The organism is Bradyrhizobium sp. SK17, assembly GCF_002831585.1.
In the GTDB taxonomy this organism is placed as follows: Bacteria; Pseudomonadota; Alphaproteobacteria; order Rhizobiales; family Xanthobacteraceae; genus Bradyrhizobium.
In genome coordinates this window covers 4,146,807-4,168,015 of the sequence record NZ_CP025113.1, presented here as the reverse complement: position 1 = coordinate 4,168,015, position 21,209 = coordinate 4,146,807, and the positions used below count along the sequence as shown (strand labels likewise).

At 65.5% G+C, this 21,209-nt stretch carries 18 protein-coding genes; 6 read left to right on the top strand and 12 right to left on the bottom strand.

Annotated elements, in window-relative coordinates; translation table 11 throughout:
- Position 1: 1 nt before the first annotated feature.
- Positions 2-838 (top strand): formate dehydrogenase accessory sulfurtransferase FdhD, encoded by an 837-nt coding sequence (fdhD, locus tag CWS35_RS19085; protein WP_024579609.1) that lies wholly within the window; start codon positions 2-4, stop codon positions 836-838.
- The gene (locus CWS35_RS19080; protein ID WP_024579608.1) at positions 822-1,043 is read left to right on the top strand and encodes a formate dehydrogenase subunit delta; all 222 of its coding nucleotides are present in this window, start codon (positions 822-824) and stop codon (positions 1,041-1,043) included. The genes fdhD and CWS35_RS19080 overlap by 17 nt, the downstream gene beginning before the upstream one ends.
- A 311-nt stretch (positions 1,044-1,354) precedes the next feature.
- Here the strand turns inward: CWS35_RS19080 and CWS35_RS19070 are convergent, their stop codons facing one another.
- The 8 genes from CWS35_RS19070 to ccmI form a co-directional block, all read right to left on the bottom strand.
- Positions 1,355-4,312: a bifunctional [glutamine synthetase] adenylyltransferase/[glutamine synthetase]-adenylyl-L-tyrosine phosphorylase gene (locus CWS35_RS19070; protein WP_100953124.1), complete on the bottom strand. Its 2,958-nt coding sequence runs from the start codon at positions 4,310-4,312 to the stop codon at positions 1,355-1,357.
- Entirely contained in the window at positions 4,309-5,763 is a 1,455-nt protein-coding gene (locus CWS35_RS19065) for an ATP-binding protein (protein ID WP_024579606.1), read from the bottom strand. Before CWS35_RS19065 ends, CWS35_RS19070 begins: the two co-directional genes overlap by 4 nt.
- A gap of 3 nt (positions 5,764-5,766) precedes the next feature.
- The gene (locus CWS35_RS19060) at positions 5,767-6,447 is read right to left on the bottom strand and encodes a response regulator transcription factor (protein ID WP_029878846.1); all 681 of its coding nucleotides are present in this window, start codon (positions 6,445-6,447) and stop codon (positions 5,767-5,769) included.
- Positions 6,448-6,768: 321 nt separating this feature from the next.
- Positions 6,769-8,352, bottom strand: a complete 1,584-nt coding sequence (locus tag CWS35_RS19055) for a Do family serine endopeptidase (protein ID WP_024579605.1) — start codon at positions 8,350-8,352, stop codon at positions 6,769-6,771.
- A gap of 171 nt (positions 8,353-8,523) precedes the next feature.
- The gene (locus CWS35_RS19050; RefSeq protein WP_100953123.1) at positions 8,524-9,030 is read right to left on the bottom strand and encodes a cytochrome c-type biogenesis protein; all 507 of its coding nucleotides are present in this window, start codon (positions 9,028-9,030) and stop codon (positions 8,524-8,526) included.
- Entirely contained in the window at positions 9,030-11,015 is a 1,986-nt protein-coding gene (locus tag CWS35_RS19045; RefSeq protein ID WP_100953121.1) for a heme lyase CcmF/NrfE family subunit, read from the bottom strand. Before CWS35_RS19045 ends, CWS35_RS19050 begins: the two co-directional genes overlap by 1 nt.
- Positions 11,012-11,503: a cytochrome c maturation protein CcmE gene (ccmE, locus tag CWS35_RS19040; protein ID WP_100953119.1), complete on the bottom strand. Its 492-nt coding sequence runs from the start codon at positions 11,501-11,503 to the stop codon at positions 11,012-11,014. The genes CWS35_RS19045 and ccmE overlap by 4 nt, the downstream gene beginning before the upstream one ends.
- 59 nt (positions 11,504-11,562) lie before the next feature.
- A complete protein-coding gene (gene ccmI / locus CWS35_RS19035; RefSeq protein WP_100953117.1) occupies positions 11,563-12,684 on the bottom strand; it encodes a c-type cytochrome biogenesis protein CcmI in 1,122 nt (373 codons plus the stop codon).
- Positions 12,685-13,434: 750 nt separating this feature from the next.
- Here ccmI and CWS35_RS19025 point away from each other — a divergent pair.
- From CWS35_RS19025 to CWS35_RS40130, 3 genes are read left to right on the top strand one after another with little or no spacing between them, the layout of a single operon-like run.
- The gene (locus CWS35_RS19025) at positions 13,435-14,082 is read left to right on the top strand and encodes a DUF4433 domain-containing protein (protein ID WP_100953113.1); all 648 of its coding nucleotides are present in this window, start codon (positions 13,435-13,437) and stop codon (positions 14,080-14,082) included.
- 10 nt (positions 14,083-14,092) lie between these two features.
- On the top strand, positions 14,093-14,563 hold the full coding sequence (locus CWS35_RS40135) for a macro domain-containing protein (RefSeq protein WP_245438572.1): 471 nt from the start codon (positions 14,093-14,095) through the stop codon (positions 14,561-14,563).
- A 56-nt stretch (positions 14,564-14,619) separates the two neighbouring features.
- Complete coding sequence (locus CWS35_RS40130; RefSeq protein WP_245438569.1) at positions 14,620-15,189, top strand: hypothetical protein; 570 nt, start codon at positions 14,620-14,622, stop codon at positions 15,187-15,189.
- A gap of 63 nt (positions 15,190-15,252) precedes the next feature.
- Here the strand turns inward: CWS35_RS40130 and CWS35_RS19015 are convergent, their stop codons facing one another.
- The 3 genes from CWS35_RS19015 to CWS35_RS19000 all read right to left on the bottom strand — a co-directional run bounded on the left by CWS35_RS19015 (position 15,253) and on the right by CWS35_RS19000 (position 19,327).
- On the bottom strand, positions 15,253-16,647 hold the full coding sequence (locus CWS35_RS19015) for a hypothetical protein (RefSeq protein ID WP_100953111.1): 1,395 nt from the start codon (positions 16,645-16,647) through the stop codon (positions 15,253-15,255).
- 343 nt (positions 16,648-16,990) lie between these two features.
- On the bottom strand, positions 16,991-18,367 hold the full coding sequence (locus tag CWS35_RS19010) for a sensor histidine kinase (RefSeq protein ID WP_024579598.1): 1,377 nt from the start codon (positions 18,365-18,367) through the stop codon (positions 16,991-16,993).
- Positions 18,368-18,661: 294 nt separating this feature from the next.
- Positions 18,662-19,327 (bottom strand): response regulator transcription factor, encoded by a 666-nt coding sequence (locus CWS35_RS19000; protein ID WP_024579596.1) that lies wholly within the window; start codon positions 19,325-19,327, stop codon positions 18,662-18,664.
- Between the two features lie 395 nt (positions 19,328-19,722).
- Here CWS35_RS19000 and CWS35_RS18995 point away from each other — a divergent pair, with 395 nt between their 5' ends.
- Positions 19,723-20,100, top strand: a complete 378-nt coding sequence (locus CWS35_RS18995) for a VanZ family protein (protein ID WP_024579595.1) — start codon at positions 19,723-19,725, stop codon at positions 20,098-20,100.
- Positions 20,101-20,179: 79 nt separating this feature from the next.
- Here CWS35_RS18995 and galE read toward each other — a convergent pair whose 3' ends face one another.
- Positions 20,180-21,175 carry a UDP-glucose 4-epimerase GalE gene (gene galE, locus CWS35_RS18990; RefSeq protein WP_100953107.1) on the bottom strand — a complete coding sequence of 332 codons (996 nt, stop codon included), beginning with the start codon at positions 21,173-21,175 and terminating at the stop codon, positions 20,180-20,182.
- Positions 21,176-21,209 lie beyond the last annotated feature (34 nt).

Here is a 21,209-nt window from a genome sequence, read left to right as displayed (position 1 = left end):
GATGCGCGAGCCCGTCCACAAGGCGATCCGGAAGGTCTGGCGCGACGGCGTCTTCAGCGACGGCGCGCGCCTGATCCCGGAAGAGACGCCGCTGGCGCTGACCTACAATGGCGGCACTTACGCGGTGATGATGGGCTCGCCCGAGGACCTCAGCGATTTCGCCATCGGCTTCAGCCTGAGCGAAGGCATCGTGCAATCGGCCGACGAAATCGAGACCCTCGATATCGTCGAGCTCGATGATGGCATCGAGCTTCGGATGTGGCTCAAGCCCGACAAGGCCGAGCGGATCGCCGAGCGGCGGCGCAACATCGCCGGCCCGACCGGCTGCGGCCTGTGCGGAATCGACTCGATCAGCGAGGCGGTCCGACCGGCTGCCGTGGTGCCGGCGGGCCGTGTGTTCACGCCGCGCGAGATCATGACGGCGATGGCTGCGGTCGCGCCGCTGCAAGAGATCAACCATCAGACCCGCGCCGTGCACGCCGCCGCGTTCTGGACCGCCACGCGCGGCATCGTGGCGCTGCGCGAGGATGTCGGCCGCCACAATGCGCTCGACAAGCTCGCCGGCGCGCTGGCGCGCGACAAGGTCATTGCCAGCGACGGCATCGTGCTGCTGACCAGCCGCGTCTCGGTCGAGATGGTGCAGAAGACTGCCGCGATCGGCGCGCCGCTGATCGCGGCGGTGTCGGCACCGACGGCGCTTGCGGTCCGGATGGCGGATGCCGCCGGCATCACGCTCGCCGCGATCGCCCGCGCGGACGGATTTGAGATCTTTACCCACCCGGGCCGCGTCACCGGCGCGGTACCCGGCAAGGAGTCAGCCTATGTCGTCGTCGCCTGAAAAGCTGGTCTATATGGCGAACCAGATCGGAAAGTTCTTCCACAGCCAGGGCCACGACCGCGCCGTGCAGGGCATCTCCGAGCACATCTGGAAGTTCTGGGACCCGCGGATGCGCAAGCAGATCTTCGCCCATCTCGACGCCGGCGGCGCCGGCCTCGACGCCGACGTCCGCGATGCCTTGCAGAAACTGAAGCAGCAGGCGTAGTCGGCCAGCGCAACGATAAGGGGGTGGGCAAAGGCGCGCTGGCGCCGTGCCGACCTTCAAGCGTTCCGCTCGGAACGGTGGGCACGCTTCGCTTTGCCCACCCTACGCGCTGCTCTATCACCGTCACCCTGAGGAGCGCACTCTTGCGCGCGTCTCGAAGGGTCGACGGCCCGGCCGGTGGCCGTGCATCCTTCGAGACGCGCTACGCGCTCCTCAGGATGACGGGATTGAGATCGCAGGGCGGGTTAGCGCTTCCGTCTTCGCTCGTTGAGTTACGGCGGACAAGTCGCTAACCTACCCTACGCGCTTCCCTAACCGACGATCGCGTTGAAGACGCGGCGCACCTCGCTCTGGGTCTCGCGCAGGCGCGCTTCGAGCGCGGAGAAATCCGGCGTGTCGCCGGCTCGCGCCATCACGCGCAGCAGATCCTCGCCCGCCGTCTCGGGATTGAACTTGCCGCTGACGCAGAGCCGCAGGATCTGCGTCAGATCATGATAGAGCCGCGCCGCCGAGCGCAGGATCTCGGCCTCGGACTGGCCGAGCAGACCGAGCTTGGCGGCATGATCGAGCACCTGCAAGGTCGAGACGCTGAGGATCTCCGGCTTCGCTGATGCGTGCGCGAGTTGCAGATACTGGGCGATGAAGTCGATGTCGACGAGCCCACCGGCGGCGAGCTTGAGGTCCCAGACGTCGTCCTCGCCCTTCTCCAGCGCGATGGCGCGCCGCATGTCGGCGACGTCGGCCGCGGTCGACGCCGCATCGCGCGGCCGGGTCAGGACGCTGCGGATGATCGCCTCGATCCTCTCGCGGAATTCAGGCGACGACGAGATCACGCGGGCACGCGTCAGCGCCATGTGCTCCCAGGTCCAGGCCTCGCGCTCCTGGTAGTCCGAGAACGCGTCGATCCGCGAGGCGACCGGGCCCGCACGGCCGGACGGGCGCAGCCGCATATCGACCTCATAGAGCACGCCGTAATTGGTCCGGGTCGTGAAGGCGCTGATCAGGCGCTGGGTGAAGCGGGCAAAATACTGCGCGCCGTGCAGCGAGCGCTCGCCGTCGGAGTCCGGCGCCTCGCTGTCGAAATCGTAGAGCGTGATCAAATCGAGATCGGACGACGCCGTCATCTCGCGGCTGCCGAGCCGGCCCATCGCCAGGATCGCGGTCTCCTGCCCCTTGATCCGGCCGTACTGCGCGGCGAACTGGTCGGTGACGAGGCCGTGCACGGTGTGCACGATACCCTCCGCGACATCGGCAAAGGCGGTGCTGGCGTGCTGCGCCGACACCGTGCCGGACAGGATCCGCGTGCCGATCAGGAACAAGCTCTCCTGGCCGAACAGTCTCAGACGATCGAGGAAGTCCTCGTAGGAAGACGCATCCTGCAACGTGGTGGCGAGGCGCTCGGACAATTCCTTCTTGTCCGGCATCGCGCCGAAGAAACGCGGATCGACCAGGCCGTCCATGATTTGCGGCTGCCGCGCCAGCATGTCGCCGAGCCGTGGTGCGGCTCCGAGGATCAGCGCCACCAGCGCGACGAAATCTCGGTTCTGGCTGAGCAGCGAGATCAGCCGCCCGCCCCGCTGCAACGCGCCGAGGAAACGGTCGAATGCCGCCACCGCGTCGTCCGGCTCCTCGGCATGCGCGAGGCCGTCGATCAGGCCGGGAATGAATTCGAGGAACGCCGCCCGCGTCGCCTCGACGCGTAGCGCGCGATAATCGCCCGCGATCCACTGCTGCACAGTGCCGGCCACCGCAACGGGCTTCTTGAAGCCGAGTTGAGCGAGATGTTCGATCAGGCGGCCGTCCTCGGGCCCGGCGCCGTAATCGACATCCGGCAGCCTGGCCGTGCCGGTCGGATCGTCGCCCTCGAACAGCTTGCCGTAGTGGTTCTGCACGATCTTGAGCTGACGGAGCAGATCGCCGGCGAAAGCCTCGCGATTCTCGTAGCCGAAGAAATGCGCGAACCGCTCGACCTCCTCGGGCGCTTCCGGCAGCGAATGGGTCTGCTCGTCGGCGATCATCTGCAACCGATGCTCGACCCGGCGCAGGAATTCGTAGGCAATCGTCAGCTCGTCGCGTGCCTCGAGGGTGATCCAGTTGCTGTCGGCGAGCACGTTGAGCGCCTCCAGCGTCGGCCGCACCCGCAGCTCGGGATGGCGGCCGCCGGCGATCAGCTGCTGGGTCTGGGCGAAGAACTCGATCTCGCGGATGCCGCCGCGCCCGACCTTGACGTTGTGGCCCTCGACCGAGATCTCGCTCTGGCCGCGATAGGTCTGCATCTGCCGCTTCATGTCGTGGACGTCGGCCAGCGCCGCGAAGTCGAGATGCTTGCGCCAGACGAAGGGCGCGAGCTCGCCGATCAGCGCGTCACCGGCCTTTGGATCGCCGGCGCAGGGCCGCGCCTTGATCATCGCAGCGCGCTCCCAGGTGCGCCCCTCGCGCTCGTAATAATGCAACGCCGCGTCGGTCGAGATCGCGACCTGGGTCGAGGCCGGGTCCGGGCGCAGCCTCAGATCGACCCGGAACACATAGCCTTCGCCCGAGCGCTGTTGCAGCATCCGCGCCATCGCCTGGGTGACGCGCACGAAGAACGGCTGCGGCTCGATGTCCTCGGCGAGCGACGTGACGGTGCGATCGAAGAACACGATCAGATCGATATCGCTGGAATAGTTCAGCTCGCCCGCACCCATCTTGCCCATCGCGAGCACGATCAGGCCGGAGCCGACCTCGGGATGCTCGGGATCGGCGGCGGTCATCCGGCCGCGCGCGACCTCCTGGCGGAACAGATAGCGCAGCGCCAATTGCACCGAATTGACCGCGATGTCGGTCAGCGCCGCGGTCACCCGCATCACCGGCCAGACGCCGCCGATGTCGCACAGAGCGATCATCAGCGCCGCCTCCGCCTTCATGCGGCGGAGCAGAACCATCACCTCGGCCTCGCTGCCGGCGGCGAGCACCTCGCGCGAGGTCGTCTCGATCAGGCTCGCCAGATGCGGCTCCGGGTCGCACGACAGGATCCGGATCAGCCGCGCGGCATCGGCGCGCGCGAGCTCGAACAGATAGGGCGAGTATTCGGCGATGCCGCGCAGAATGTCCCGCGCGAAGGGATGGCCGAGCAGCGCCTCGAGCGCGGCCGATTGCGCCGGCTCGAGCTCGGCGAACCAGTCCGTCAGGCGTTGATCGGCGGAGTTGGGCGCGGCGACATGCGGTCCGTCCGCGAACCGCGCGGCCAGACAATGTCGACCCGCGTTTCCCGGCGCGGCGGCATTCATGCCGCCTTCTGTGGCACATCCTGCGTTTGAGCCGCAAGCCTGTCACTGCCGCCGACCCGGGCGGGTAGCACCAGGGTCGCCACCAGCCCTGGATGGGCATCACCGAGCCGCAGCTCGCCGCCATGGAGCGTGGCGACCGCCGAGGCCAGGCTGAGGCCGAGACCGGAACCGGGTAAGGTGCGGCTCGCCTCCAGCCGGACGAAGCGCTCCACCGCGTGCTTGCGGTCGCTCTCGGGGATGCCGGGGCCATGGTCGGTGACGCTGAGCAGCACCTGATCGCCCTCGCGCCGCGCCTCGATCAGGATCTCCCGCGCATCGGCCTTCAGCGGCTCGACACCCGAGCCGGGCTTGCCATATTTGACGGCGTTCTCGACCAGGTTGGCGACCGCCTGGCTGATCAATTCGCGGTTGCCGTGGATCGGCGCCGGCTCGGTCTTCACCTGCAACGTCATGCCGTCGTCCTCGGCCAGCGGCTCGTACAGCTCGTGGATGCCGTTGGCGACGTCGGCGCCGTCGAAATCGTCCATGTTGCCGCGCGCCTGGCCGGACTCGGCGCGCGCGATCATCAGCAGCGCGTTGAAGGTGCGGATCAGCCCGTCGGACTCCTCAATCGTCCGCTCCAGCGCCGCGCGATAGTCGGCCTCGCAGCCGGACCGCGCCAGCGCCTCCTCGGCGCGATTGCGCAGCCGCGTCAGCGGCGTCTTGAGATCATGGGCGATATTGTCGGAGACCTCCTTCAGCCCGGTCATCAGCGCCTCGATGCGCTCCAGCATGGCATTGAGATTTTCCGCCAGGCGGTCGAGCTCGTCGCCGCTGCGGCCGACCGGCAGCCGGCCCGTGAGATCGCCGGCCATGATGCGCTTGGTGGTGCCGGTCATGGCATCGATCCGGTGCAGCACGCGGCGCGCGACGAAGATGCCGCCGCCGAGGCCGAGCACGATGACGACCAGAATCGACCATTGTGCGGCCTTGGCGACGATGCCGAACAGCCGCCGCCGCTCCTCGAGATCGCGTCCGACCAGGAGACGGAAGCCGTTCTCCATCTGGGTGACCCGCACCAGCGCGCGATGGTCGGTCTTGTCCTGGTCGTCGATCCTCCGATAGGCGGTCTCGGTCCAGCCCTGGACGCTCATCACGCCCGGCGCCAGCGAGCCGACATTGCCGGCCAGCGCCTGCCCGTTCGGCGCCGTCAGGAGATAGAGGTTGGCGCCCGGCCGCAGCGCGCGATAGCCCATGCTGTTGAGCAGGCCGCGCAGCCCGCGGCGGTTGTAGATGTCGGTGATCTCGTTGACCTCGGCGTTGACCGTCACCGTGATCTGCTCGGTGATCAGCCGACGCGTGTTCCAGGCGAAATAGGCTAGCAACGAGGCGGCGAACAGCGCGAACAGGAACAGATACACCAGCGTCAGCCGAAACGCCGTGGTGCGGATCAGTTTGCCGAAGGCCGTCACGATCTACCTGATGCCGTCGCGGATCATGTACCCCGCGCCGCGAATCGTATGCAGCAGCGGGCGCTCGAACCCCTTGTCGATCTTGGATCGCAGCCGGGAGATGTGAACGTCGATGACGTTGGTCTGCGGATCGAAATGATAATCCCAGACGTTCTCGAGCAGCATGGTGCGCGTCACCACCTGGCCTGCGTGCTTCATCAGATATTCGAGCAGCCGGAATTCGCGCGGCTGCAGGGTCAGCTCGTCCTTGCCGCGGGCGACGCGATGCGACAGGCGATCGAGCTCGAGATCGCCGACCTTGTAGGTGGTCTCCTCCGCCGGGCCGACATTGCGCCGCGACAGCACCTCGACGCGCGCCAGCAGCTCGGCGAACGAATAGGGCTTCGGCAGATAGTCGTCGCCGCCGGCACGCAGGCCCTTGATGCGGTCATCGACCTGGCCGAGCGCCGAAAGGATCAGGACCGGCGTCCGGTTGCCCTTGTCGCGCAGGCTGCCGATCAGCGACAGGCCATCACGCTTCGGCAGCATGCGGTCCACGACCAGCACGTCGTAGTCGCCGGTCTCGGCCATCGACAGACCTTCCTCGCCGTCGGAGGCGAGATCGGCGATGTAGCCGACTTCACGGAATGCCTTGACCAGATAGTCGGCGGACTCGCGGTCGTCTTCGATGATCAGGATGCGCATTTGCGGAGCGGTTGCGGTCACGGGAATTGGCCCTCTCTCAGCATGGCGCGGCCGGCCTGCACATGCAAGACGACCGCGCGTAATCTCGAAATCTTGTGGCTGCATGATCCGACCGGAACAGCGGTCGCCACTCTTCCGGATCATGCGGGGAGGAAAAAAGTGGGCGGTGAAGCTGGGGGACCTCACCGCCCTGAGACCTTCCGACGGAGGGGGGCATATTCCATCGAAAGGCAACATAGGGAGCGAGCAAGGGGCCCGCCCCCGGAAAGCGCCGTCGGCGGGGGCGACTGATGCCGGCGACGCTTCCCAACTCATAGATAGTTATCCCTTGGCCAGCGGCACTGCCACAAAGCGCGACGAACCGCCGCTCTTCACGCGCATGAGAACGCTGTTCTTGTTGTCATTGCGCGCCGCGGTGATTGCATCGCGCACCTCACCGGCAGTGCCGACCGACTTGCCGGCGACCTCGAGAATCACGTCGCCTTCCTTGAAGCCCCGCTCAGCGGCAGCACTCTTGGGATCGACTTCGGTCACGACCACGCCTTCCTTGCCGGCACCGGCCACACTGTTGGCGGGCGCCACGGTGAGGCCCAGTTTCGGCACGTCGGTGCCACGGGACGAGTTGCCCTTGTCGCTGTTGTCGGTGTCTGCCTTGGCTTCCAGGCTGTTCGGCAACTGACCGAGCGTGATGTTGACGGTCTTGTCCTGGCCCTTGTGCAGCACGTTGAGCTTCACGGCATTGCCGGGCGCGAGGCCGCCGATGGTGCGGGCGAGTTCGCGCGCATCCTTCACCGGCTCGCCGTTGACCGCGGTGATGACGTCACCGGACTCGATGCCGGCCTTGGCCGCGGGGCCATTGGCCTGCGGTTCGGCAACCAGCGCGCCTTCGGCCTTCTTCATGCCGAGGCTGTCGGCGATGTCGGAGGTCACCGGCTGGATCTGGACGCCGATCCAGCCGCGGCTGACCGAGCCCTTGTCCTTCAGCTGGGCGACGACGCTCTTGACGGTGGCGGCGGGAATCGAGAACGCGATGCCGACGCTGCCGCCGGACGGCGAGTAGATCGCGGTGTTGACGCCCATCACCTCGCCCGAGACGTCGAACGCCGGGCCACCCGAATTGCCCTTGTTCACGGGCGCATCGATCTGGATGAAGTCGTCATACGGACCGTTGCCGATGTCGCGGCCGGAGGCCGAAACGATGCCGGCGGTCACGGTGCCGCCGAGGCCGAACGGGTTGCCGACCGCCAGCACCCAGTCGCCGATCCGCGGCTTGGTGTCGGACAGCTTGGCGAACTGGAAGTTGGAACCGCCCTCGACCTTGATCAGCGCGAGATCGGTGCGCGGATCAGTGCCGATCACCTTGGCGGAATAGGTCTTGCCGTCGTCGGTGGTGACCTCGACCTTGTCGGCGCCATCGACCACGTGATTGTTGGTCACGGCATAGCCGTCAGCCGAGATGAAGAAGCCGGAGCCCTGGCCCGTCACCACGCCACCGCCACGCGGTCCACCGCGCAGGCCCGGGGGCAGACCATCCGGACCGCCGAAGCGGCGGAAGAAGCGCTCCATCGGCGAACCCGGCTGGAACGGCGAATCGTCGTTGCCGCTGTCGTCCTTCGCGACCTTCTCGCGAATGTTGACCTTGACCGAGATCACCGACGGCTTGACCCGCTCGACGATGTCGGCAAACCCGACCGGCTGCTGGACCTTCTTGACCTCGTTGTTGACCTGCGCATGCGCAGGCGTGGTGAACAGGTCGGCGGGATTGTGCGAGGGGCTGAAGGCATAGGTGGCGGCGCCGAGGCCGGCCACGACCGACGCCATCAGCGCAAACTTGCGGGCGGAAAACAGCGAGCGCTTCGGCGCCTTATAGGACGGAAGGGACGAGAGGTCGGGACGGTCGGTCATGTGCAGGAATCTCCAGGGCCAGAATCAGTCGGTGCGGGGGCGAGCACCTGATGCGTCTGAACATGGGGTCATCAGCCTTACGGCGCGCTGGCTGCGGAATTAAACTTTGGTAATTGAGCAGGTCAGCGCTGCGGCAGAATAGCGCAGCCAAATAAAGGGCTTAGGGAGGAACTAAATCGGCTTGTCCGGCGCGGATCCGGCGCCCAGCAGCCGGTCGAGCCGGGCCTGCTCGTCGGAGCTCAGTCCGGAGCCGGAATCCTCGCCGCCCGCCGCCGGATTGGCCTTGCGCCGGCCGAGGCGCCAGAGCGCGAAAGCACCGAGCAGCAGCGCCAGCGGCGGGGTCAGCCACAGCACCAGCGTATGCTCGTTGAGCCGCGGCTTCAGCAGCACGAATTCGCCGTAGCGGGCGACCAGGAAATCGATCACCTGGCGGTCGCTGTCGCCGGCCGAGATGCGCTCGCGCACCAGGAGGCGGAGGTCGCGCGCCAGCGGTGCCTCGGAATCGTCGATCGACTGGTTCTGGCAGACCATGCAGCGCAGCTCTCTGGAGAGCTCGCGCGCCCTCGCCTCCTTCGCCGGATCGGCCATGATCTCGTCGGGCAGCACGGCGCGTGCGGGCATCGCGCCGAGCACCAGGGTCGCCGCCAGCATGGCGGCTGCAACACCGTGGCGCCGCATCACTCGGCCGCCTGCAACGCGCGGGCCGCGGCTTTCGCCGGCTTCGGCGCACCGACCCGCAGGCGACGGTCCGACAGCGACAGCAGGCCGCCGAACGCCATCAGCACCGGCCCCCACCAGATCAGGAGCACCAGCGGCTTGTGATAGATGCGCACCGCGATCGATCCGTCGGCCGAGGTGTCCCCGAGCGAGATGTAGAGCTGGCTGGCGCCGCGGCTCAGCAGCGCGGCCTCGGTGGTCGAGGCGCCGCGCGTGGTGAAATTGCGCTTCGACGGGGTCATCACGCTGATCTTCTCGCCGTCGCGCGTCACGGTGAATTGCGCGACCATCTCGCGGTAGTTCGGCCCCTGCCGCTGGTTGAGGCCGTCGAGCCGCAACTGGTAGCCGGCGACGGGCGCGACGTCGTCCGGCTTCATCGCGCCGATATATTCGCTGTTCCAGGTGGTCTCGCAGACGATCCCGATCAGCGCGACGCCGAGCCCGGCATGCGCGAATGCCGTGCCCCAGGTCGCGCGCGGCAGGCCGCGGGCGCGGCGCAGCGTCAGCGAGAACGGAATCCGGAACAGCGCGATGCGTTCGGCAAGATCGCACAGCGCGCCGATGATGACGAACACCGCAAGCCCGATCGCCAGCGGCGCCAGCGTCGCGCCGCCATAGGTCCAGGCAAGCACCAACGCCATTGCGACCAGCGCAACGATGCCTGCCACCATCAGCCGCTGCGCTGCGCCGAGCAGGTCGCCGCGCTTCCAGGCCAGCAGCGGCCCGAACGGCACCGCGATCAGCAGCGGCACGAACAGCGGTGCGAAGGTGTAGTTGAAGAACGGCGCGCCGACCGAGATCTTCTCGCCGGTGAGCACCTCGAGCGCCAGCGGATACAGCGTGCCGATGAATACCGTCGCGCATGCGGTGGTGAGCAGCAGATTGTTGAGCACCAGCGCGCCCTCGCGCGAGATCGGCGCGAACAGCCCGCCCTGCTTCAGCGCCGGCGCGCGCCAGGCATAGAGCGAGAGGCTGCCGCCGATGAACACGACCAGGATCAGCAGGATGAACACGCCCCGCGTCGGATCGGTGGCGAAGGCGTGGACCGAGGTCAGCACGCCGGAGCGCACCAGGAAGGTGCCGAGCAGCGACAGCGAGAAGGTCAGGATCGAGAGCAGGATGGTCCAGACCTTCAGCGCGTTGCGCTTCTCCATCACCAGCGCCGAATGCAACAACGCGGTGCCGGCCAGCCACGGCATCAGCGAGGCGTTCTCGACCGGATCCCAGAACCACCAGCCACCCCAGCCGAGCTCGTAATAGGCCCAGTACGAGCCCATCGCGATGCCGAGCGTCAGGAATATCCACGCCACCAGCGTCCACGGCCGTACCCAGCGCGCCCAGGCGGCGTCGATCCGCCCCTCCAGCAGCGCCGCCACCGCGAACGAGAACGAGATCGAGAACCCGACGTAGCCGAGATAGAGCATCGGCGGATGCACCGCGAGGCCGATGTCCTGCAACACCGGGTTGAGGTCGCGGCCCTCGAGCGGCGGGTTGGCGATGCGCAGGAACGGGTTCGAGGTAATCAGGATGAACAGATAGAACGCGCTGGCGACCCAGGCCTGCACCGCCAGCACATGGGCACGCAGCGACAGCGGCAGATTGTTGCCGAACGCCGCGACCAGGCCGCCGAACAGCGCCAGGATCGACACCCACAGCAGCATCGAGCCTTCATGGTTTCCCCACACGCCGGTGATCTTGTAGAGCAGCGGCTTCAGCGAATGCGAATTCTCGTAGACGTTGGCGACCGAGAAATCCGAGGTGACGTGCAAGGTCACCAGCGCCGCGAACGACGCCGCGACGAACAGCAATTGCGCGAGCGCGGTCGAACGCGCGACGTTCATCAACGCCGCATCGCGCCAGCGCGCGCCGATGATCGGCACGATCGACTGGATCAGCGCGAGCCCAAGCGCGAGCACCAGCGCATAATGTCCACTTTCGGCGATCACCGCATGGCTCCCTGGGTCGGCGCCGCGGAGGCGCTCGGCATGCCTTGCTTGCCGTAATCGTCCTTCCAGTGGCCCTGCTTCTTCAGGGCATCGGCGACGTCCTTCGGCATATAGGTCTCGTCATGCTTGGCGAGCACGGTGTCGGCGCGGAACACACCTGACGCATCGAGCGCGCCTTCCGCCACCACGCCCTGCCCCTCGCGGAACAGATCCGGCAGGATGCCCTTGTAGGCGACCGGCAAGGTGGCGCTGCCGTCGGCGACGGTGAAGGTCACCGCGAGGTTGTCGCCGCGCTTCAGCGAGCCCTGCTCCACCAGCCCGCCGAGGCGGAAACGCTTGCCCGGACCGAGATGCTTCTCGGCGACCATCGACGGCGTCGAGAAGAACACGATGGAATCGCGCAACGCGTTCAGCACCAGGCCCGCGGCGATCGCGAGCACGACGAGCGCGCAGCTGATCAGTGTCAAACGCCGTTGCTTCCTGGTCATGGTGCATCCTTGCTCACGACGTAGTCCGAAAACCGCTGCGCATTTTTCGGCGTCATGATCTATCCATCGAGCCCGAGATTCTTCAGCCCTTCATTGAGCTGACGCAACCGATCCGCATTGTTGGCTACCGCCTGGCGGGCATCCGCCAGCGCGCTCATCGCCTTGTCGCGCTCGCCCATCACCAGATAGGCCCGCACCAGCCGCAGCCAGCCCTCGACATCGTCGCCGTTGGTCTTCAGCCGGGTCGCCAGCCGGTCGACCATGCCGTGGATCATGGCGCCGCGATCGGCCTCGCTCATGTCCTTGGCGGCAGCCACCGCGCCATCGGGCAGCGCCGGCGCGCTGACGCCGGCGGGCACCGTGCCGCCGACCCGCAGCAGCGCGGCCTGCACCATCGGCCGCCACGGCGCATCGGACGGCGCCTTCGCCAGCATCTTCTGCCAGAGCGCCGCGGCATCGGCCTTGCGGCCGTCCTGCTCGGCGGCGAGGCCGAGGAAGTAGCTGGCCTTGGCATCGTCGCTATTCAGCGCGACCGCGCGCTCGAATTCCGCCTTGGCCTCCGCGGTGACCACACCGCCGGAGGTGCCCATCAGCGCCTCACCCAGATCGGCGCGGCGATCGGCATTGTCGCCAGAATAGGTGATGGCATTGCGATAGGCGCGGACGGCGTCGTCATAGCGGCCGAGGCGCGACAGCACCGGCGCCAGCACCGTCCAGCCGCGGCCGTCGGTCGGGTTCTTCTCCAGATGGGCCTCGACCTGCGCGACCAGATTGGCGAGCGGCTGGTTGACATCGGCGACCTTGCTGCGCTCGGCGAGTGGAAAGTCGCCCAGCCGCGGCGAGCCGAGCGCGAGATAGAAGCTCGCAGCAATCACCGGCAGCCCGACCAACGCCACGATCGCGGCCGCGCGTCGCAGGCTGAGGCTGCCCTGCACCGGGGTATCGTTCCCGCCCTGGTCGGCGGCGGCAAGCAGCCGGCGGCTGATCTCGATCCGCGCGGCATCGGCCTCGGCGGCCCCGATGATGCCGGCGGCCAGGTCGCGGTCGATTTCCGCGAGCTGATCCCGGTAGACCACGACCTCGCTACCGCCGGTGTCCGCCCGCCCGCGCCGGCTGAGCGGCCACAGCACGGCAAAGATCGCCGCGACCGTCATCAGCGCGAACACAAACCACAGCGTCATCAAGCGGTTCCCGGATGGAACGGCGGCTTCCGGCAAGCCGCCTTAGAATCGATTTACACTACCGGCGGCGAGCCGGGCAATTGACAATTGCTGGATCGACCGAAGGTCGAAATCAGGCGGCTTCCGGTGCCGTTCCGGCGGTCCGGCAACGGCGTTTTCGAGCGAAGCCGCGCGCTACCAAAATATCGAAAAACAACCCCATGCAAAGGAGCCGGCGGCGCCCGGCAGGCGAACGAAGACTTGACACGTCGGGCAACTCAGAGGCACACTTCCATTATTCCGAAATATGCACACGTTGCCGCCCCGGCATTGCTGGGTCGTCGGTTCGCCGTCGGAAAGAAGCTTGCGAACCAGGGTACATTTGACCCATACGATTGTCCGTCAGTGCTTTCCTCAGGGCGCGACTTTGCAATTAAAATGCACTGTCACCGTAATCTGGTTAAACGGAGCAAAATTTTCAACGGATCAGAAATACAGCGATGATCAAGCGCTATGCTCAGCGGCCGAACTTGGCAGCCAATCATTTTGTTGATATCAAGAAATCAAGAGGAATAAGTGGACGGGGATGACGTCTTCCAAGGGCGGACCGAAGGTCGACACGGAGCCGGTCATGGTACGACTTCCGTCCGCTCTCATTGTGTTGATAGACGAGTTCCGGCGCGATCAGCAGAACATACCTAGCGGTCCTGAGGTAATTCGCCTTCTATTGAAGGGCCATCTTGCTGCGCTTGGTTGTATCGAGGCTGAGCAGTGACCCAGCTGCCCGTTCAGCCTAAAATCTATCACATTGTCGACGTCGATCGGTTGCCGTCAATTATTGCGCACGGCCGACTGCTTTGCGATTCTGAGATGGTCAAGCTACAGCTTCCCGGTACCACGATTGGTATGGGATCCATCAAGACGCGCCGATTGCGGCTTCCGGTTACGTGTTATGCGAATGCGTTTGTGGGCGACTTCGTGCCGTTTTACTTTTGCCCGCGCTCTGTCATGCTCTATGTCATTCATTGTGCAAACAACCCCGAACTCACATATAAAGGAGGACAAGGACCGATCGTCCACCTTGAGGCGGACCTCCACACCGTGCTTCAATGGGCGAATGCCAACAATCACAGTTGGGCATTCAGCGGATCGAACGCGGGCGCGCAGTACGCGCAGTTCTGGAAGGATGCCGTCCATCTCGACCAGCTAAACTGGCAGCACATTGCTGCGACACAATGGGCGCAAGCCGACATCAAGGAAGCCAAACAGGCGGAGTTCCTGATGTATAATCACTTTCCATGGCACCTCGTTGAGCGCATCGGAACTCATTCGCTGGCGGTATTTAACGCTGTGACAACTTCATTGGCTCAAGCTTCACACAAACCGGCCGTGCAAATCACGCCGGCTTGGTACTATTGAGGAGGCCCGCGTGATTCTATCCAGAATCGGCAACCTCCTCGAAGCCGACGTTGACGCGGTCGTCAACACGGTGAACTGCGTCGGAATCATGGGACGCGGAATTGCGCTGCAGTTCAAGAATACTTTCCCCGGTAACTTCCAAGCTTATGCCGCGGCCTGCGACCGGAAGGAAGTTCAACCCGGTAAAATGTTCGTCTACGAGACAGGAAAGTTTTCTCCCCGTTACATCATCAACTTTCCGACCAAACGGCATTGGAAAGGCAAAAGCCGTATCGAAGATATCGACGCCGGGCTGATTGACCTCGTTCGTGTTATCAAGGATCGCAAAATTCTGTCGATCGCGATCCCACCCTTGGGGTCAGGCCTGGGGGCCTCAACTGGAGTGATGTTCGTCCGCGGATCGTTGCGGCGCTTGAAGCGGTGCCCGATGTCACCGCGATCGTATATGAACCATCGGGCGCGCCAGACTCTGCGGCGTTAGCCCGCAATCGGAACGTTCCAAATATGACCCCCGGTCGGGCAGCGCTTGTCGTTCTCATGCAGCGCTATTTGAACGGCTTGATGGATCCGTTCGTTACATTGCTTGAGGCCCACAAGCTTCTTTTCTTCATGCAGGAGGCCGGCGAGAAGCTCAAACTCAAGTACAACAAAGCAAGCTATGGGCCTTACGCCGAGAACCTTCGCCATGTGCTCACGAGCATAGAGGGTCATCTGGTGACCGGCTATTCCGATGGCGGTGATGATCCCACTAAGCGTTTGTGCTTGGTGCCCGGCGCATACGAAGACGCCGATCGGTTCCTTGCCGATCAGGATGAGACGAGAATGCGGTTTGATCGGGTTGCGAAGTTGGTCGAGGGCTTTGAAACTCCGTATGGGTTGGAGTTGCTCTCGACTGTCTACTGGGTTGCTAAAAATGAAAACGCCCGGACGCTCTCGGAGGTCGAATCCAAAGTCTACGATTGGAATGATCGCAAACGCCGTTTCACACCCGCGCAGATCGCCGTAGCCTTGAAAGTCCTCGGCGAGCGGGGGTGGTTGGAGCAGGACGTTGCAATACGTCCAACGCTTCCTGCAGCTATCGCGACGGCTTACGCGGCGTCGGCGTAGCCGGCCGGACGGGGGATGATTTAGACGATCGAGACCGGATTGCGGTGACAGCGCATTCAACTACTACCCCGCCCGGGACGACTTCCGCTCGCCGGTGACGGCATTCTCCGCCGCCCGGTTCATCAGCGAGGCGTAGTCGTGGCCGAACAGCACTTCGCAGAAGCGGATCGCGGCCTTGACCTGTTGCTGCCGGAAGGTCCGGACCCGGGCATCGCCGCCGCGCAGCGCCTGCACCAGCCCCTCGGTCGACTGCTCGACGTAATGTTGCAGGTCGGAGAAGGTCCGCAGCGTCACCTCGTTGATGGCGAGCTCGCTGGCATAGGTGCGGCACACCGCGACGAAATCGATCAGGGCGGCGGCGTCCTCGACCTCGGACGCGTCGATCTTGGCGCCGGCCACGATGTCCTTGTCGGCGCGCTGGCGCAGGATGCGGCGGACCCGTCCGGGCACACTGTCGATCTCCGATTGCAGCGCATTGGAGGTATCGGCGCGAACCGAGGTGAGCTGGCGCCCCCAGGTGGAATCGTTGCGCAGGTCGAGCTCGGTGCGCAGGCCGCGGACGCCGTCATGCAGCGTCTTGAGCTGCTCGCCGACATAATCGAAATGCCCGCGCCGGATGTCGGTGCGCAGACAGGCCGCCACGAACGACAGGTCGTGCAACGCGATGGTGACGGCGATGCCATAGGGTGTTGCCGCGACCCGCAATTCGTCGTCCGAGGCCGCCATCTTGACCGCGAGGCGGATGATCTGCCATGGCGCGGCGAGCCGCTGCGCGATCAATGACAGCGCGAAGGGCAGCAGTTGCGGCGTCTGCAACGACGGCAGCTTGAGCGCCTCCGTCGCGGAGGCGATCTGGCCCTCCGCAAAGACGCGGATCTGGCTCGGCAGCCGGCTTCCCAGCGTTTCCAGCGCTTCGCGGGCTTGCAGCACCAGTCCGATCGGCAACAGATCCTCGACAACGCTTGGCGGGCCGACCCGCGACAGCGCGCGCTGGCGGTCGTCCTGGGAAGGCCCAGCGATCTTGAGGATGGCTTCCGCGGCGGCCAGCTGGAACTTGCGCGCGGCGACCTCCATCGGACCGCTCTCCGAGGCCACAGCCAGCGCCGCCTCGAATTCGCGCGCCGCCTCGGGCGCGCCCTCGCGGGCCAGCCACTGCCAGATCGGCAGCAGCGAGGCGCGCCGGAGCTGGCCCGGCCGGGTCGGGAAATTGGTCTCGGCGAGGAACGGCTCGAGCGGCCGGAACAGCAGCCGCGCCGGATCGTCGCTGCGCGGCTGGGTCTGCTCGTCCTGCTCGACGCCGCGCACGATCTTGCGCAGCTGCTCCAGCACCAGATTGGCGATGGCGACGTCGTCGCCACGTTCGACGGCGCGCTCCAGCTCGCGCATCAGCAGCGCCTGCGATTGCGGCGGAAGCTGCGCGAGATAATCCCTCAGCCGCTCGGTCGATTTCTGGCCCATACGCCCGGTCGTGAAAGCTTGCTGCCCGGCAAACGCCGCAGCCCGTCCGCGTGGAATCATAGGGGCCGGCGCGTTAAGAAGCCGTTTAGGAATAATGACGGCCGTAAATCCGCGGCGCCGCCAGAGCCAGATCGGGATCAAGTCAGAATGAATCGGTTCGGCCACGATCACGATTCACCTCTCCCTTGGGAGAGGTCGATTTGCGTAGCAAATCGGGTGAGGGGTTACGGTCTATCGAGAGAGCAAGAGCCTCACCCGGATTGCTCCGCAATCCGACCTCTCCCCGCCGGGGAGAGGTGAACCGAGGGCGCGTCAGACCGATTTAATCAAAACTCATCCCGCTTTAGACCGCCGGCAGCGCGAGCTCGGCGCGCAAGCCGCCGATCGGCGCGTCGTCCAGAGTGAGATTGCCGCCATAAAGACCGGCCAGATCGGTCACGATCGACAGGCCAAGCCCCGAGCCGGGCTTCGATTCGTCGAGCCGCTGGCCGCGCCGCGACACCTGGGCGCGCTCGGCCTCGGACAGGCCGCGTCCGTCGTCGTCGACCACGATGCGCAGCTTCGGCCCGGCGCCCGGCGCCTCCGGCGGGACCACGACGACCTCGATGAAGACCTGCGAGGCGGCCCATTTGCAGGCGTTGTCGACGAGGTTGCCGACCATCTCCTCCAGGTCCTGCCGTTCGCCGCGAAAGCGCGCCGCCGGATCGGCCTTGGCCTCGATGGAGAGGTCGCGATCCCGGTGGATCTTCTCCATGGTCCGGCGCAGCGCCTCGATCACGGGCGCGACGTCGGTGATGGTCGAGACGATGGTGGCGCGCGCGGCGATCCGGGCGCGTTCGAGGTGGTGCGCGACCTGGTCCCGCATCAGGTCGGCCTGCTCCAGCACCTTGCTGGCGAAGGGATCGGTGGCGTGGGCGGCCGCCTCGTTCACGATCACCGACAGCGGCGTCTTGATCGCATGGGCGAGATTGCCGACATGGGTGCGGGAGCGCTCGACGATCTCCCGGTTGGCGTCGATCAGCGCATTGGTCTCGCGCGCCAGCGGTGCGATCTCGACCGGAAAGCGGCCCTCCAGCCGCTCGGCGCGGCCGGAGCGGATATCGGCGATCGCATCCGAAATCCGCTTGAGCGGCGCAAGGCCATAGCGCACCTGGAAGATCGTGGTCAGCAGCAGCACGATGCCGAGGGCTGCGAAGGTGCCGCCGAGATAATAGTCGAAGCTGCGTGTCTCATCGAAAATCTCGGTGGCGTCGCCGGCAACGCTGACCAGGAACTTGCCGTCGGCGCCGAGATCGACCGGCCGCTCCACCATGCGCAGGCTTTGCCCTTCCGGGCCGTCGACATAGCCGAGGCGGACGCCGGCGGCGGAGAGCTCCGCGCCGTGCTCCTCGAGCTTCGGCAGCTTCTTGTCCCACAGCGAGCGCGAGGCACGGGTCTCGCCCTTTTCTGTATCGGTGCGGGTGATCTGCCAGTACCAGCCCGACAGCGGCAGGTCGAACAGCGGCTCGCCGAGCGACTGGAACTGGCGGTCGGCGGGCTCGTCCGGCGTCGCCACTTCGGCGATCAGGGTGCGCAGATAGAGATTGAGCCTTCGGTCGAAGGCGCGTTCGGTCGCGTCGCGATAGACCGACGACAAGATGACGCCGGTGATCGCCAGGATCACCACCACCCAGGCGGTCGCCGAGACGAACAGGCGGGTCGCAAGCGAGCTGCCGCCCATCAGGCCACGAGCTCGAACATGGTGTCAGCGGGCCGTGACATCAGCGAATCCAGTCCTCTCCTGCTGGCGCGGATCATGCCGATGCCCGCATGGCGATCAAGCGCCTTAAGAGCATCATCCGATAGGACAGGATACGCCCTTATCCTCTTGTTCGGTCGTATTTTCTTCAGGCGAACCAAGGAGCCATGTCGCCCGACGATGCGCGATCATGATGGGTTTCCAACTATCGCACCGCCAGCTCATCTTCCTGTTGAGCATGAGCCTTTTGCAAGACCGGCTTGGACGTTTTCCGCTCTAGGTGGTCGGCGGCGACAGCATGTAGCCGAGGCCACGCACGGTCTGGATGATGTCGACCTCCAGCTTCTTGCGGATGCGGCCGACGAACACCTCGATCGTGTTGGAGTCGCGATCGAAGTCCTGGTCGTAGAGATGCTCGACCAACTCGGTGCGCGACACCACCCGTCCAGTATGGTGCATCAGATAGTCGAGCAGATTGTACTCGTGCGAGGTCAGCTTGATCGGATTGCCGTTGACCGTGACCCGCTTGGTGCGGGTGTTCAACGCCACCGGCCCGCACACCAGCTCGACCTGGGCATGCCCGGTCGCGCGGCGCAGCAGCGCACGAATCCGCGCCAGCACCTCCTCCAGATGGAAGGGTTTTGCGACATAGTCGTCGGCGCCGGCATCGAAGCCCTGCACCTTGTCGCTCCAGCGGTCGCGCGCGGTGAGGATCAGCACCGGCATCACCCGCTTGTTTCGCCGCCAGGCCTCAAGCACCGAGATACCGTCCATTTTGGGCAGGCCGATATCCAGCACGACCGCGTCATAGGGCTCGCTGTCGCCCAGGAAGTGCCCCTCCTCGCCGTCGAATGCGCGATCGACCACATAGCCGGCATCCGTCAGTGCCGTGGTGAGCTGGCGGTTCAGATCCGGGTCATCCTCAACGACGAGCAGACGCACGTTGGCCTCCGAGAGTGAGCATTGCGATATCGGACATCAAATGAGGCTTCCCGCCGTGAACGGCTTATGAATGGAGCCGCAGCGCCAATCTAATTTTTTCGTCAGGTGCACCATCCCCGGAGTCGGTGCAAGCGCCGCCGGGCCCCCGGATGAGATGCGCATGAAGCGGGATTGGGTTTCAGTTTGAGGTAATAATATACCTCAAACTGCAAAACAATGTGACCGACAGGCCGCCGATGAAACGGGTATCGACAATCCGTCATGCCCGCTCGCCGCAGCAGTCTGGTTAACCTTCGGTGACCATTTCCATGTCGCCGACGACAGTGATGCGCTAATCGGATCGCGGGGCGTTGGCACAGTTGGACCGGGAAGACTACGCGTTGTCGCTTGTTTCAATGATACGGCTTTGCGGAGCCATCACCGGCTGGCTTACGCTCGCCTTCATCGCCTTCGTCACGCTGTCCCCAATCCAGGACCGCCCCTCGATTGCCAATCCGCAGACCGAGCATTTCGCGGCCTTCGCGGTGATGGCGCTGGGCTTTGCGCTGGGTTACCCGCGCCGCACGGCATTGATCGCGATCTTCATCGTGTGCAGCGCCTTCACGCTGGAAGCGATGCAACTGCTCACGCCGGACCGCCACGGCCGGCTGCTCGATGCCGTCGTCAAGATGGTCGGAGGTCTCGCCGGCATCGGCGCGGGTCGCCTCATTCTGCTCGTGCTGCAAAGCCAGTTCGCCCGGCTGCGATCGCCTGCCAAGCATTCCCCGAGTTGAGCGTCGGCGTCTGCCTTGCGGCAGAAGCGGCCGCGCCAGCTCTTGACGCGAACCGGTACCCACTTAGCTCGAAACCGCGCTATCGTCGGCGCGGATGCGCTTTCCGGTGCCACGCCCAGGCCGAGCGGATGATGTGGCCGAGATCCGAGCGGCTCGCCTTGAAGCCGAGACCGCGCTCCGAGTTGGAGGGATCGGCCACCAGGATCGGCGGATCGCCGGCCCTGCGTTCGCGCACCACGCTCGGCACCGCCTCGCCCGTCTCGCTGCGGATCGCGTCGAGCACCTCGCGCACCGAATAGCCGGTGCCGGTGCCGAGGTTGAACACCCCGCCGGTATCGCCCTTCAACAACAGCTCGAGCGCGGCGATATGCGCGGCCGCGAGGTCGTCGACATGGATGTAGTCGCGCACCGCGGTGCCGTCGGGCGTGTCGTAATCTTCCCCGAAGATCGCGAAGTCCGGAACATGCCCCTGCAACGCCATCAGCGCGCGCGGGATCAGGTGAGTTTCCGGATCGCGGAGTTCGCCTATGGTGCCGGAGGCATCGGCGCCGCAGGCGTTGAAATAGCGCAGGCAGACCGAGTTGAACCGATAGGCCGCGCGATAGTCGGCCAGGATCTGCTCGATCATGAATTTCGAGCGGCCATAGGGATTGACGGTCGGCCCCGCCGCGCTCTCCGGAATCGGATCGCGTCCGGCATTGCCATAGACGGCGCCGGTCGAGGAAAACACCAGGCGGTCGCAGCCCGCCTCCCGCATGCCGCGCAGCAGGCCGAGCGTACCGGCGACGTTGTTGGCATAGTATTTCTGCGGATCCGCCACGGACTCGCCGACCGCGCTGAAGGCTGCGAAATGCATCACGGCGAGCGCACCATGCTCGCGGATGGTCGCGGTGATCTTTGCGTGATCGGCGACGTCGCCGATCGTCAACGGTCCCCATCGCGCGAAATCGCGGTGACCGGTGGACAGGTTGTCATACACCACCGGGAGATAGCCGGCTTCGGCAACGGCCTTGGCGCAATGGGATCCGATATATCCCGCACCGCCCGTGATTAGGATCGAACCCTTGCTCGCCATTGGAAATATCGTCCCTGTGCGGACCAATCCTGCG

What these genes read in the sequence shown, in the direction of transcription:
- fdhD (WP_024579609.1), top strand. Translation starts at nt 2, where the DNA reads ATGCGCGAGCCCGTCCACAAGGCGATCCGGAAGGTCTGGCGCGACGGC.
- CWS35_RS19055 (WP_024579605.1), bottom strand. Translation starts at nt 8,352, where the DNA reads ATGACCGACCGTCCCGACCTCTCGTCCCTTCCGTCCTATAAGGCGCCG.
- CWS35_RS19060 (WP_029878846.1), bottom strand. Translation starts at nt 6,447, where the DNA reads ATGCGCATCCTGATCATCGAAGACGACCGCGAGTCCGCCGACTATCTG.
- CWS35_RS19050 (WP_100953123.1), bottom strand. Translation starts at nt 9,030, where the DNA reads ATGCGGCGCCACGGTGTTGCAGCCGCCATGCTGGCGGCGACCCTGGTG.
- CWS35_RS19070 (WP_100953124.1), bottom strand. Translation starts at nt 4,312, where the DNA reads ATGAATGCCGCCGCGCCGGGAAACGCGGGTCGACATTGTCTGGCCGCG.
- ccmI (WP_100953117.1), bottom strand. Translation starts at nt 12,684, where the DNA reads ATGACGCTGTGGTTTGTGTTCGCGCTGATGACGGTCGCGGCGATCTTT.
- CWS35_RS19080 (WP_024579608.1), top strand. Translation starts at nt 822, where the DNA reads ATGTCGTCGTCGCCTGAAAAGCTGGTCTATATGGCGAACCAGATCGGA.
- CWS35_RS19010 (WP_024579598.1), bottom strand. Translation starts at nt 18,367, where the DNA reads ATGGGCGGCAGCTCGCTTGCGACCCGCCTGTTCGTCTCGGCGACCGCC.
- CWS35_RS18995 (WP_024579595.1), top strand. Translation starts at nt 19,723, where the DNA reads ATGATACGGCTTTGCGGAGCCATCACCGGCTGGCTTACGCTCGCCTTC.
- CWS35_RS19015 (WP_100953111.1), bottom strand. Translation starts at nt 16,647, where the DNA reads ATGGGCCAGAAATCGACCGAGCGGCTGAGGGATTATCTCGCGCAGCTT.
- ccmE (WP_100953119.1), bottom strand. Translation starts at nt 11,503, where the DNA reads ATGACCAGGAAGCAACGGCGTTTGACACTGATCAGCTGCGCGCTCGTC.
- galE (WP_100953107.1), bottom strand. Translation starts at nt 21,175, where the DNA reads ATGGCGAGCAAGGGTTCGATCCTAATCACGGGCGGTGCGGGATATATC.
- CWS35_RS40130 (WP_245438569.1), top strand. Translation starts at nt 14,620, where the DNA reads ATGCAGCGCTATTTGAACGGCTTGATGGATCCGTTCGTTACATTGCTT.